Origin of the sequence: Crocosphaera sp. UHCC 0190, from assembly GCF_034932065.1 — a bacterium.
Taxonomy (GTDB): Bacteria; Cyanobacteriota; Cyanobacteriia; order Cyanobacteriales; family Microcystaceae; genus UHCC-0190.
Genome location: NZ_JAYGHP010000001.1, coordinates 177,384 through 190,330 on the forward strand (window position 1 = coordinate 177,384; position 12,947 = coordinate 190,330).

Here is a 12,947-nt window from a genome sequence, read left to right on the forward strand (position 1 = left end):
TTTTATTATGACAAATTCTCTCTATATTAGCACCATTGAACCCAGAAGCGGAAAATCTCTAATCGCTTTGGGAATTATGGAACTTATCCTCAGAAAAACGACTAAAGTTGGATTTTTTCGCCCCATTATTCAAGATCCTATTGATGATCAACCAGATAAACATATTGATTTAATTCTCTCTCATTTTAAATTACCCCAAACATACCAAGATTCCTTTGGGTTATTGTATTCAGAAGTTAATAATTTGATGGGACAAGAAAAACTAGATGAGATTTTAGATAAAATTATCACTAAATATAAGAAATTAGAGAAAACTTGTGATTTTATTGTTTGTGAAAACTCTGATTATGTAGCAGAAAATGCAGCTTTTGCATTTGATCTTAATGTTGCTATTGCTAAAAACTTAGGATGCTCTTTTTTGATCTTAGGTAATGGTCATCAAAAATCCATTGAAGATATTAGTATTTCTCTCAAAATTGTAGCTGATGCTTACCGGGAAAAACACTGCAAAATTTTAGGAATTATTGTTAACAAAGTAGCTCTAAATGATGTCAAAATCTTAGAAGATAGCCTTCAAACAATTTACACTGATAATCATTATTTATTCTCAGTCATTCCCTATGATAAAAAATTAGATAGTCCCAGAGTCAGAGAAATTGCAGAACAACTAAAAGCCCAAGTTTTATATGGACATAATCGTTTAGATAATTTAGTTTTTAATTATCTCGTTGCTGCGATGCAAATGCAACACGCAATCACTCACTTAGATGACAATTATTTAGTTGTAACACCATCAGATAGAGGTGATGTTATCATTGGAACATTACAAGCTCATCAGTCTACAAATTACCCCAATTTAGCAGGTATCCTCCTAACCACTGAATGTCAATTAGAAAGTTCAATTGACCGATTAATTGGGGGACTTGCTGATCCGTTACCTATTTTGTGGGTGGATACTTACACCTATCCGACTGCTTCTCGTTTGCAAACTGTTTATAGTTCTTTAAAAGCAGGAGATATAGAAAAGATTAATTGGAGTATTGAAATTTTTGATGAATCTGTTAATTTACCAAAATTAGAACAACTGATTAACGAGATTGAAGTTGATGGAATTACCCCGAAATTATTTACCTATAACCTAATTCAACAGGCCAAATCTAAAAAACGTCATCTTGTTTTACCCGAAGGAAAAGATCCCCGTATTTTGCAAGCGGTTGCTATTTTAACATCACGGGATATTGTAGAGATTACCTTATTAGGAGAAAAAGCAAGAATTGAACAAACGATTCAAAATAATGGGATTCAATTAGATCTTAATAACTTAAATATTATTAATCCGCTAGAAAGTCCCCATTTAGAAGATTATACTCAGACATTATATGACCTCAGAAAACACAAAGGACTAACCTTAGAAAGTGCCAAAGATATTATGATAGATGTCTCATATTTTGGGACAATGATGGTTTATAAAGGAGATGCAGATGGCATGGTTTCAGGAGCAATTCATACCACAGGACAAACCATTCGTCCGGCCCTACAAATTATTAAAACAAAACCAGATTACAAACTCGTTTCTTCAGTCTTTTTTATGTGTTTACCCGACAAAATTTTAGTCTATGGAGACTGTGCAATTAATCCTAATCCTACCGCCGAACAATTAGCAGAAATTGCCATTGTTTCCGCAGAAACAGCCGAAACCTTTGGGATAATTCCCAAAATTGCCTTACTTTCTTATTCATCAGGAGAGTCAGGAAAAGGGGAAGATGTAGAAAAAGTTAAACAAGCAACCATCATCGCTAAAAAACGCCGTCCTGACTTATTATTTGAAGGGCCAATACAATATGATGCTGCGGTAGATATGACTGTTGCAGCGCAAAAAATGCCCGATTCAAAAGTAGCAGGACAAGCAACTGTTTTCATTTTTCCTGACTTAAATACGGGAAATAATACCTATAAAGCCGTCCAAAGAGAAACGGGAGCCATTGCCATCGGCCCTATTTTACAAGGGTTAAAAAAACCCGTCAACGATCTCAGTCGAGGTTGTACCGTTGAAGATATTATTAATACGGTTGCGATCACAGCGATTCAATCAAACTGATTACATTTAAAAGTATTTTAGCTTAATTTGCTATGATTGATTTAACAATTTTAGGCGGTAGTAACTGATAACTGATAACTGGTAACTGAAACGACAACCCTAGACCAGATTTCTGAAATTACTTGTCCTCCCACCGATTTATGGAGTGAGGAACCTCCCTTGGAAAGTGACTTACATTTACAACAAATTATCTTATTATTAGCTTGTTTAGACTGGTTATGGCAAGAAAGAACGGATTACTATGCTTCCGGTAATCTGACTATATACTACAACGAAGAACAACTGAAAAAGCGAGATTTCTGTGGCCCTGATTTTTTTGTCGTTTTAGATACTCAAAAACGTCCCCGTGAGAGTTTGGGGAGAAGGGGGTAAATATCCCAATTTAATTATCGAAATACTCTCAGATTTTACGGCAAATGTGGATAGAACCCGTAAAAAAGACCTTTATCAAAATATTTTCCGTACCCCCGATTATTTCTGGTTTGACCCGAATACCTTAGAATTTGAAGGGTTTAGTTTGACCCATGGACAATATGAAGCGATCGCACCCAATGAGCAAGGCTATCTATGGAGTAAGGAATTAGGATTATATTTAGGGGTATTAGACGGTAAATTACGCTATTTTACCAATGAAGGCCAATTAGTCCCTACCCCTCAAGAATCCGCCTTGCAGGAACGATTAGCTAAGGAACAGGAAAAATTAGCCAAAGAGGAGGAAAGACGAGCCAAAGAGCAAGAAAGACGAGCTAAAGAAGAATCACAACGACGTGAAGCTATCTTAGCTCAAAAATTGCGAGAACTGGGCATTAATCCTGATGAAATTGTCTAGAATTGGGTTAATTACCTATTTTATCTTTTTGTTCGCTGGTTTCTCCTTGTGTTTGAACTGGATCTAGGGTAATTTTAGGGATAGGTTGTTTCAGGGGTGAAATTCGTTTAGGTAATGCAGTCGGGTAATTTTGAGGGGTTTGAGTTGTACCTAACCCTTGTTGAGTTACTAATTGATATTCCACCTGATCGCTAACGACTTCAAGAACTTGGGCCGTGTAAACTTGTTGTTCCAATTGTTCCGTATAAGAGACTAAATTACTCAGTCCATTAATCAATTTACGAACATTATCACGGAAGGAAGGATCACCTGTTAATTCTTCCACATCAGAGGTGATTTTTTGAGCATTTTCAAAAGTTGAGCGAGCCGAATCTAAGGTTTTTTGAATGCCTAAAATAACTTGTGGATCATTAATCGCTTGGGAAAAATTCTGTAAATTTTTAGAAGTTTCGGCAGCATTAGCCATCAATACTTCTAAATCCCTAGCAATTTGTTTAATATTAACTTCATCAAGACCCGCATTAACCCGATTAACCGTTGTGCCTAAATTAATCGCTAACTTTCGCGCCTCATCACTGGTACGCTCAAGACTATTCAAAGTATTAACAACATTACCTCTATTTTCCGCCACCAACCCATCAAGATTACTAATTAAATTAGCAGCACCGCTAATAGTGCGATTGAGATCAGTGCGATTTTCAGTGACGACTGTATTAACATTTCGCATCAATTGAGAAGCATCTTGAGCCGCTTGATCCGCACGACGAATGGCACCCGATACCCCACCAATTTGCCCGCGAGCCGCTTTGGAAAACCGGGTTACTTCTTCGCTGAGTGTAGCAATTTTATCCCCTGCTTTTGAGACATTTTTCGCGGCTGAGCTTAAATTGCCCACAAATTCAGGGTCACTGTAGGCATTACTTAAACGGGTCAAAGCTTCAACCAATTGGGAACCTGTCTGCCCTTCAATTTGATCATTATTGCAGAGAATTTTTTGAGCCGCAGCACAATCTTTGCTGGTAGGATCAATGGCTAAGGCCTCCTTTGACAAACTACGGGAGGGGGTAATGTCCACTGAGGCCTCGCCAATAAGTCCAACACGGTTAATTTGAATCTTTGAACCACTGGGAATGCGTAACTCGGTCGAAGATATTTCTACCGCTACCTTGACTCCGTTACTACTCGGTTGGAGTCCAAGAATTTTCCCCACGGCCACCCCGCGATAACGAACAGGGGCCCCAATTTGTAAGCCGCTTACATCCTGAAAATCAGCGATAATTTGATAGGTTTGTTGGCCTAAGACACCCCCTCGAAGCCATATTACCAATCCCCCAAATATAATTAGTCCTAAAAGAGCAAATAGCCCGACTGAGCCTTCCTGAAGGGTTCGCATTCGTAGCATGGTTGTTCCTCACACTGTCTCACAAAATGATCAAGGAATAGGTAAGATTGTTCATCTTTCATCCCCTCATACCATAGCTTAATCGATTACTCGAATTGGGCCTTTGACACTGGCACTAAAGAACTGTCGCACAATAGGGTTAGGGGTAGAGTCAATCTCATGGACTGTCCCCTCCCATTGAATTTTGCCCCCGTAGAGAAAGATTACCCGATCTGCCGTGCGGCGAATGGTACTATCTTGGTGGGAAACCATCACATAGGTGTCACATCCCCCAGAGGCGTTTTGCAGACGACGCACTAAATCTTCAATCACGGTGGACGAAATGGGGTCTAAACCCGCCGTTGGTTCGTCATAGAGGACAATTTCGGGGTTGTCTAGGGGATCTTCGGGGTTGGCAATTAAAGCGCGGGCAAAACTGACCCGTTTTCGCATCCCCCCGGACAGTTGGGAAGGATAGCGATCGCCCATTCCCTGTAATCCCACCATAGCGAGTTTAGCATCGACTAATTCCCGAACTTTGAGACGGGGTAATTTAGAATGTTCGTAGAGAAAAAAGCCCACATTTTCATCCACCGTTAAGGAGTCAAATAGGGCAGCTTGTTGGAAAACTAAGGCAATTCGCATCGGTTGATGGCCGTCTTCAATAATGCCTTTGCGTCGTTTCCCTTTCAGGTAAATTTCGCCGCGATCTAGGGGTAATAATCCGGCAATGAGCCTTAAAATCGTTGATTTTCCCGTACCAGATGGGCCAATAACGACCAAGGCCTCTCCACGATAAATCGTCAAATCAATTTCATCAAGAATGACATTACCACCAAAGGACTTAGAAACGCCTCTGAGTTCAATTAAGGGTTCTTTGACCATCTTTGCTCCAAAGGTTGCTTTTTGCTGCTCTCAGACAATATAGCAAAGGCAGATAAGCAGTTTTGTTCAAAACTTAGAGACTGAGATCCCAAGGAGTGCCTTCTAAACAAGCTCCGTCTAAGGAGGCTCCTTCTAAAATAACTCGTTCAACTTGAGAGCAGAATAAATTGGCCTCACTGAAATTAGTCCCTCTGAGGATGGCACCATTGAGAATGGCTTCTTCTAAATCTGCTTGAGATAAATCAGCCCCCGATAAATTCGTATTGCTTAAATCAGCTTGTTGTAAAATCGTTCCGACTAAGGTTGCGCCCCGTAAATCGCACCCCCTTAAATCAACCCTTGTTAAGTCTAAATGGCTTAAGACTGCCCCCGCGAGAAACGCTCCCGCTAAACTGATATTGTTGCCCGCTATATCTAATAAAATCGCTCCCCGTAAATCGGCATTACGACAGTCAGCCTCTCTTAAATCAGCCCCCGTCAGATCCGCTCCCCGTAAGTTGGCCCGTAAATTAGCACCCCGTAAATTGGCTCCGCTTAAATCAGCACCCGATAAGTTAGCCCCAGATAAATCTATTCCCGCTAATTCTTTGATTTTGCCCTGACAAATATCCGCTAAATTGATGGTTTGATTCATTTTTTTTGCCTCCATGTTGATTAAACTTCTGACTTCAAACTTCAAACTTCTGACTTCATTTTGTCGCTTCTTCTAACCAGATAGCTGGCAGTTGACTAGGCCTATCTGGTAAGGCCATTAACCCCATTTCTGTGAGACGAATAATCGTCGTTAGGGAGTCGAGTAAAGTAGGATCAAACCAACTGTCTCGATAGTCAAGGCATTTTTCTAAGGCTTCCCCTAAACTAAGGGCCTGGCGATCGCCTCTGGGTTGGGTTAATTCTTGGAAGTGGGCAACTAACCCTAAAATTCGGGCCTCTATCATGATTTCTTCCCCTTTTAACCCATTGGGTTTGCCGCTACCATCCCAATGCTCTAATTGCTCTTTCACAATCTCTTTGATGGCATGAAGTTCGGACATGGTAGATAATAATTGGGCCCCTAAAACTGAGCGATCGCGCCAAAAAGCATAACTCGCATCGTTTAATTGCTCTGGGGTTTGTTTAAAGACTTCTGACGGGGCTTCTGCTAATCCGATACGATAGAGTAATCCGGCCAAACGCAGTCGTCTCAGTTTTAAGGTGGGTAAGTCGATTAATTGTCCTAGGGTTTCTGCTAAGGCAGATACTTGTAAGGAGGCAATGGGATTATCTCGATCGCGCTCATCAACCCGTTGGGCCATTCTTAAAAAGGCCTGTAACTTACTCGCGGCTAAATTGCGGTTTAATCTGAGGGCCTGACCTTCTAAGTCTACCAGTTCTCTGGTTTGACGGTTAATGGTGACTAATTGTTGTTGACTGGTTTGTAAATAGGTGACAATGCGGGAGACAACCCCACTGAGATCGGTTTTTTCCTCACTAGGGGTTGTGGTAATTTGGGTTTGAATATCGGTTAATTTATCGGCTAATTCTGGGTTATAGGGACGCATTTCCTCGATTAAGATCTTGGCTGCTTTTTCCACCGGTGTGCGATCAAATGTCCAAAATCCGTAGAATTTTCGCTCTGTATCAACTTGGGGTTGGGTATCTGCGCGATATTCTTCGGGGGAAAGTTCATGACATAGGAGCATCGCCGCATAATCTGGGGCTAAAATGATGAGATTCCATTCATGGACGAGGGGATCATCTTCCTTGAGATGAACTAAGGAAACCTGGTCTAATTTCCCTGTTTTATGACTCTCAAATCCACTATCGGCCATGGCCGCGATCGCAATATGACGGGAACATTGGGCAATCTCATGATAGCGATCGGCTTCTTGTAAGTACCATTTTCCTCGTTGGAAGGTGACAAGCACTAAGGGATATTGTTCGGGATTTTCTGGGGTACTCTGTAAAATATGGTCTTCTAAGGCGTGACAAAGGGCAACTAGGGTGTTTTTGAAGTAAACACCGTAACTTGAGGGTAGTTGACCATCGGGAAGGGCGGTTTTGAGTTGGTTTAGGATAGACTCAGGTAACATTAGGGATTGACTAAATGGCTCTTGATAGTGGGGTTATTTTAAACTAAGCATAACTATAGCTTATCTGATTAATCAATCAAATTGTGAATCCCGAAAATTGCTATTCTTGAGGCAGAAACTTCAAACCGTGAAACAATTTAACTGGAATGAGGATAAAAACAGGCAACTTCAGCAAGAACGAGGAATTACGTTTGATGATATTATAAAATCAATGCAACAAGGCAAACTACTAGATATTATTCAACATTACAATGCTGATAAATACCCTAATCAAAAAATCTTTATTGTTCAACTAGATAGTTATGTTTATGTTGTTCCTTTTGTAGAGACTGACTTAGAAATTTTTCTTAAAACAATTATTCCTAGTCGTAAAATGACCAAAAAATATTTAGGAGATAATTAGACAATGAACTCCCTAACCCCAGAAGAAAAAAATATATTAGATAGTGTTGAACAAGGTAAATGGCAAAGCGTCGATCATCTTTCTGAAGAAATTAATCGTTATCAGGATTATGCAAATCATCATATAAATCGGCAAACAATAGAAGTTACGTTATCAGTAGAAGATGCTCAAAAAATTCAAGGGTTAGCCAATCAACTAGGTACATCTATTGTTGATTTAAGTCAAGAAATCTTGCATAGATATTTACAAGGAGAATTTCAATAAATAGATTCACTAATGAATAATTAATAATTATTTATTGATAATTTTTGTTGTTTTGTAAAACCCTTGCTTAAAAAGTATACTTTAATATAATTTATTCTCACAACAAATGTTTGATAATTTAGGTGATCGCTATTGGCTAAAAAATGCCCATGTTCCTCTCTGTCTTTTGGAAAATATAACTGATTTACCTCAAACCAGAGAAGGATTATGTAATCTTGATCTAGAAATTTATCACGGTAAAATTAGACAAATTATTCAGAGTAATTCTAATTTACCAGATCGTCCTGGGGTTGATCTGAAAAAAGGGATTATTTTTCCTGGATTTATTGATCTGCATACCCATTTAGATAAGGGACATATTTGGGAGCGATCACCCAATGTATTAGGGACTTTTGACCAAGCATTAATTACTGCTAAAAAAGATGCTCAAACCTATTGGAAATCAGAAGACATTTATCAACGGATGGAATTTGGATTGAAATGTAGTTATGCTCAGGGAACTGTTGCTATTAGAACCCATTTAGATTCTTTTGGTGAACAGGCAAAAATTAGCTTTGATGTGTTTAATTCTTTACGGGAAAGATGGCAAAACAAAATTATCCTTCAAGGGGTTTGTTTAGTCGGATTAAATTATTTTTTAACAGATGAAGGCGAAGAATTAGCAAATTTTGTTGCTAATAATCAATCAATTTTAGGGGGCGTTGCTTATATGAATCCCCAGTTAGATGAACAATTAGATCGTTTTTTTTCTTTGGCAAAAGAACGAAATTTAGAGCTAGATTTCCATGCCGATGAGACAGGAGATCCTAATTCAATTTGTTTACAAAAAATTGCTCAAGCAGCTATCAAAAATAAATTTACAGGTAAAATTTTATGTGGTCACTGTTGTAGTTTAGCGGTTCAATCACCTGATGTTGTTGACAAAACAATTAAGTTAGTAAAAGAAGCCAATATTAATATTGTTAGCTTACCGATGTGTAATTTATATTTACAGGATAGAAAGCCAAATCATACCCCAAGATGGCGTGGTATAACTGATGTCCATGGCTTTAAAAAACAAGGAATTTCCGTTGCTTTTGCCAGTGATAATTGCCGAGATCCTTTTTATGGATTTGGAGATCATGATGGTTTAGAAGTGTTAAAAGAAGCGGTAAGAATTGCTCATTTAGATACTGCTTATGATGACTGGGTTTGTAGTGTAAATAAAACCCCTGCTGAGATCATGGGATTAGACAATTTAGGAAGAATAGGTCTGGGTTTAACTGCCGATTTAGTAATTTTTAAAGCCCGTTACTTTAGTGAATTATTTTCCCGTCATCAAAGCGATCGCCTCGTTTTACGTCAAGGAAAATCCATTGATACAAACTTACCTGACTATGCTGAATTAGATCAATTAACTATAATAAAAATTTGGGACACCGTAAGTCAAAGCGAAAGGATTAATTAACCGTGACTGACACCAATTTAGATTTTTTAGCTCAAAGCGATCCAACCCTTGCCAGTATGATTCAAGGAGAACTGCAGCGTCAACGGGAGCATCTAGAATTAATCGCTAGTGAAAATTTTACCTCTCCAGCCGTCTTAGCAGCCCAAGGCTCGGTGTTAACCAACAAATATGCGGAAGGATTGCCCAAAAAACGCTATTATGGCGGTTGTGAATGGGTAGATCGGGCGGAACAATTAGCCATCGATCGCGTTAAAGAACTATTTGGGGCTGCCCATGCCAATGTACAACCCCATTCAGGGGCCCAAGCCAATTTTGCCGTATTCTTAGCTCTGCTGAACCCTGGGGATACCATCATGGGAATGGACTTATCCCATGGGGGACATTTAACCCATGGCTCCCCTGTTAACGTTTCAGGAAAATGGTTTAAGGTTTCTCATTATGGGGTTAGTCCTGAGACGGAACGGCTTGATTATGACAAAATTTTAGAATTAGCCCGCAAAGAAAAGCCTAAAATGCTGATTTGTGGTTATTCTGCCTATTCTAGAATCATTGACTTTGAGAAATTCCGAGCCATCGCTGATGAAGTGGGAGCCTATTTAATGGCGGATATTGCCCATATTGCCGGATTAGTCGCCACTGGTCATCATCCTAGCCCTATGTCCTATTGTGATGTAGTTACAACCACCACCCATAAAACCTTACGGGGTCCAAGGGGAGGTTTAATTATGACCAATAACCCCGAATTAGGCAAACAGTTCGATAAGGCCGTATTTCCAGGAACCCAAGGAGGCCCCTTAGAACACGTTATCGCCGCCAAAGCAGCCGCCTTTGGAGAAGCCCTTAAGCCAGACTTTAAGGTCTATTCTGGGCAAGTGATTGCCAATGCCCAGGCCTTAGCTAATCAATTGATGGTACGGGGCTTTAAACTCGTTTCTGGTGGCACGGATAACCATTTAATGTTAGTGGATCTTCGTTCCATTGGTATGACAGGGAAAGAAGCGAATAACCTAGTCAGTGGCATTAATATCACGGCGAACAAAAATACCGTTCCCTTTGATCCCCAATCTCCCTTTGTGACCAGTGGTTTGCGTCTGGGTTCCCCCGCTATGACCACCAGAGGGCTAGGAACCGAAGAATTTGTCGAAATTGGCAACATCATCGCTGATTGTCTCTTAAATCCCCAGGATGAAGCGGTTAAACAAGACTGTTTGAGTCGGGTTAAGACTTTATGCGATCGCTTTCCTTTGTATCCCCATCTCAATATTCCTCTTCCTGTGCTTGCCTAATCATTAATGATTCGGGTGATGGGGTGATGGGGTGATGAGAAACTTTTCTTCTTACTTCCTCACTCCTTCTAGAAGACTGAAACCTACATAAAAATTGACATTTTTTGACATTATGTCTAGGAATTATGGCGGCTCTTGGTCAATCAATTATTTATTGACGAACCTTGGAATTAAATGTTAGAATGAGGAGAATTGTGACGGAAAACTTAGTTAATTCACTTTCTCTTAAATAAGGGAAAACCAAGCCAGAAAAACTATCATGAATAAACTGTCAAAAAGTTCTGGACAACCGTTACGATTAAATTAAAAAACAACGAAAGTTAGTTATAAAATGCCGATGGCTTATCGGTTTAATCCTGTGGACTAGAAGAGACAGATCTCCTAGGTTGAAGCAGGAATTGTACGCTAATATTGTCTAGTATTGCTTAAGTTTCATGAAGCAGTAACGTAGGTGGTAAATCTTGTTACACTCGACCCAAGGGAACAGATCAGGCCCATGTCAATGCCAGGAGAACTATACCATCTCGCCGCCTTTTTAATCGCCCTTACTGTAGTTTGGTGGAGTACCCCCATCATCAATCGGTTTGGACGACAAAGGGGACTTGTCGATAATCCTAAAAACGACGAAAATAACCGAAAAATGCACCGACGCCCCATGGTTCGGTTAGGGGGAGTTTCCATCTTTGCCGGAACTATCACTGCTCTGTTATTGGTGTGGGTTTTTGGTGGGTTTGGCTGGCTTCCCCCCAATAAAGAATGGGAAATTTGGGGCGTAACCTTAGGGGGTGTGGCCTTCTTTCTCATTGGGTTAGCAGATGACCTTTATAATTTAAGCCCCATGCGTCGCCTCATTTTACAAACCGTTGTGGCCAGTTGTGCTTGGGGGGTGGGGGTTCGGATTGACTTCCTTTCCGTTCCTTTTGCTGATTTGGTGCAATTGGGCTGGTTTAGTCTGCCGATAACGGTTATTTGGCTGGTGGGCATGGCCAATGCCGTTAATTGGATTGATGGGTTGGATGGCTTGGCCGCAGGGGGTTGCGGTATTTCTGCGGTGGTGATGATGGTTTTAACCCTATTTATGGAACAACCGGCCGCTGCCTTAATTGCCGCAGCATTAGCAGGGGCCGCTTTGGGCTTTCTTCGTTACAATTTTAATCCCGCTCAGATTTTTATGGGAGATGGGGGAGCCTATTTTATGGGGTTTACCCTGGCAGGTGTTGGGGCCGTTGGTTTAGTTAAGGTTGCGGCCGTGGCTACTGTTGCGGTAACGGCTGTGTTATTACCCTTTGTGGTGTTGGCCGTTCCTATTGTGGATATGTCAGCGGTGATTATTTCCCGTATTAGTCAAGGAAAATCCCCTTTTAGTGCGGATAAACGCCATTTACATCATCGTCTCATTCAAGCGGGTATTTCCCATCGTCTGACGGTATTATTTATCTATGCCTTGACTTTATGGGTGGGTAGTATCGCCCTTGGTTTATCTAATATTCCTAGCGGTTGGGGATTTGCGATCGGTGCAACGGTATTATTAGGGTCTGTCGGTTGGCAAGCTTGGCGCAAAAGTCGTAAGCTTCGCAGTTAATATCATCAGCAAGAAGTAATCCAAAAAATTGTTTTTAGAAAAGCTTTAAACCTTGACCTTCTAAATACATTTCCTGCCAAGAAGGTTGACGATAATCACTATTTTCTGCTTGATCAACGAAACCAACCACATTTGGTAATTCTCTCATGTTAATTTCTTGGTTGACAAATTGCAGCAATTTTTGTTGAAGATCTCCAGGATAATCTCGAATAATGGGATGTTGCACCACTAAGGAATGATATTTGCCTTCTTCGGGATCTGTCACCACATCCAGACTAAACAAAGCTAAGGGACGGACAAAAATTCCCGTGGCTGCAATTCTAAAACTATCATCAACTTTATGTTGTTTCAGAATTACCACAAAATGTCCACCCTCTGGAATATCATAGGGGACTTCATTGCGATCAAGGACGGGTTCAACTTCAAGATTATAACCCAAGGTTAACCCTTCTTCTAGGGTCATATTTTCGTATTTTTGATCAGGATGGGGAACATAAATTGTAAACTGATGTAAGTCTAACCAAGGATTATTGATCGCCTCATCGGTTTCCGATTTCCAAGCATTATAACGTTGCTTCATACCTTGACCAATGTAACTTTCTTGGTTACAAATATTGATTAACGCTAGATTGAGAACACATTGATCGAATTTGTTGGTAGCGAGAATTTCTGAGGGGAGAAGTTCCATGAAAGTTTACCC

General features: G+C 40.3%; 11 protein-coding genes and 1 pseudogene. 7 read left to right on the forward strand and 5 right to left on the reverse strand.

Annotation, left to right across the window (positions count from 1 at the left end):
- Positions 1 to 7: 7 nt before the first annotated feature.
- The gene (gene pta, locus VB715_RS00885) at positions 8 to 2,098 is read left to right on the forward strand and encodes a phosphate acetyltransferase (protein ID WP_323299310.1); all 2,091 of its coding nucleotides are present in this window, start codon (positions 8 to 10) and stop codon (positions 2,096 to 2,098) included.
- Positions 2,099 to 2,176: 78 nt separating this feature from the next.
- Positions 2,177 to 2,927 (forward strand): annotated as a pseudogene (locus tag VB715_RS00890) (Uma2 family endonuclease).
- Positions 2,928 to 2,934: 7 nt separating this feature from the next.
- On the opposite strand, the gene VB715_RS00895 reads toward VB715_RS00890, so the two are convergent.
- The 4 genes from VB715_RS00895 to VB715_RS00910 all read right to left on the reverse strand — a co-directional run bounded on the left by VB715_RS00895 (position 2,935) and on the right by VB715_RS00910 (position 7,265).
- Positions 2,935 to 4,329 (reverse strand): MlaD family protein, encoded by a 1,395-nt coding sequence (locus tag VB715_RS00895; RefSeq protein ID WP_323299311.1) that lies wholly within the window; start codon positions 4,327 to 4,329, stop codon positions 2,935 to 2,937.
- Positions 4,330 to 4,407: 78 nt separating this feature from the next.
- Positions 4,408 to 5,193: an ABC transporter ATP-binding protein gene (locus VB715_RS00900; protein WP_323299312.1), complete on the reverse strand. Its 786-nt coding sequence runs from the start codon at positions 5,191 to 5,193 to the stop codon at positions 4,408 to 4,410.
- Positions 5,194 to 5,266: 73 nt separating this feature from the next.
- The gene (locus tag VB715_RS00905; protein ID WP_323299313.1) at positions 5,267 to 5,827 is read right to left on the reverse strand and encodes a pentapeptide repeat-containing protein; all 561 of its coding nucleotides are present in this window, start codon (positions 5,825 to 5,827) and stop codon (positions 5,267 to 5,269) included.
- Positions 5,828 to 5,882: 55 nt separating this feature from the next.
- A complete protein-coding gene (locus VB715_RS00910) occupies positions 5,883 to 7,265 on the reverse strand; it encodes an HD domain-containing phosphohydrolase (RefSeq protein ID WP_323299314.1) in 1,383 nt (460 codons plus the stop codon).
- Positions 7,266 to 7,392: 127 nt separating this feature from the next.
- On the opposite strand from VB715_RS00910, the gene VB715_RS00915 reads away from it, so the two are divergent.
- From VB715_RS00915 to VB715_RS00935, 5 genes are all read left to right on the forward strand, one after another.
- Positions 7,393 to 7,668, forward strand: coding sequence for a BrnT family toxin (locus VB715_RS00915; RefSeq protein WP_323299315.1), 276 nt, complete (start codon positions 7,393 to 7,395; stop codon positions 7,666 to 7,668).
- 3 nt (positions 7,669 to 7,671) lie between these two features.
- A complete protein-coding gene (locus tag VB715_RS00920; RefSeq protein ID WP_323299316.1) occupies positions 7,672 to 7,932 on the forward strand; it encodes a hypothetical protein in 261 nt (86 codons plus the stop codon).
- 106 nt (positions 7,933 to 8,038) lie between these two features.
- Entirely contained in the window at positions 8,039 to 9,379 is a 1,341-nt protein-coding gene (locus tag VB715_RS00925) for a cytosine deaminase (RefSeq protein ID WP_323299317.1), read from the forward strand.
- Positions 9,380 to 9,381: 2 nt separating this feature from the next.
- Positions 9,382 to 10,665, forward strand: a complete 1,284-nt coding sequence (glyA, locus tag VB715_RS00930; protein WP_323299318.1) for a serine hydroxymethyltransferase — start codon at positions 9,382 to 9,384, stop codon at positions 10,663 to 10,665.
- A gap of 502 nt (positions 10,666 to 11,167) precedes the next feature.
- Positions 11,168 to 12,247, forward strand: a complete 1,080-nt coding sequence (locus VB715_RS00935) for an MraY family glycosyltransferase (RefSeq protein ID WP_323299726.1) — start codon at positions 11,168 to 11,170, stop codon at positions 12,245 to 12,247.
- A 34-nt stretch (positions 12,248 to 12,281) separates the two neighbouring features.
- Here the strand turns inward: VB715_RS00935 and VB715_RS00940 are convergent, their stop codons facing one another.
- Positions 12,282 to 12,935 carry a hypothetical protein gene (locus VB715_RS00940; RefSeq protein ID WP_323299319.1) on the reverse strand — a complete coding sequence of 218 codons (654 nt, stop codon included), beginning with the start codon at positions 12,933 to 12,935 and terminating at the stop codon, positions 12,282 to 12,284.
- Between the last annotated feature and the right edge of the window lie 12 nt (positions 12,936 to 12,947).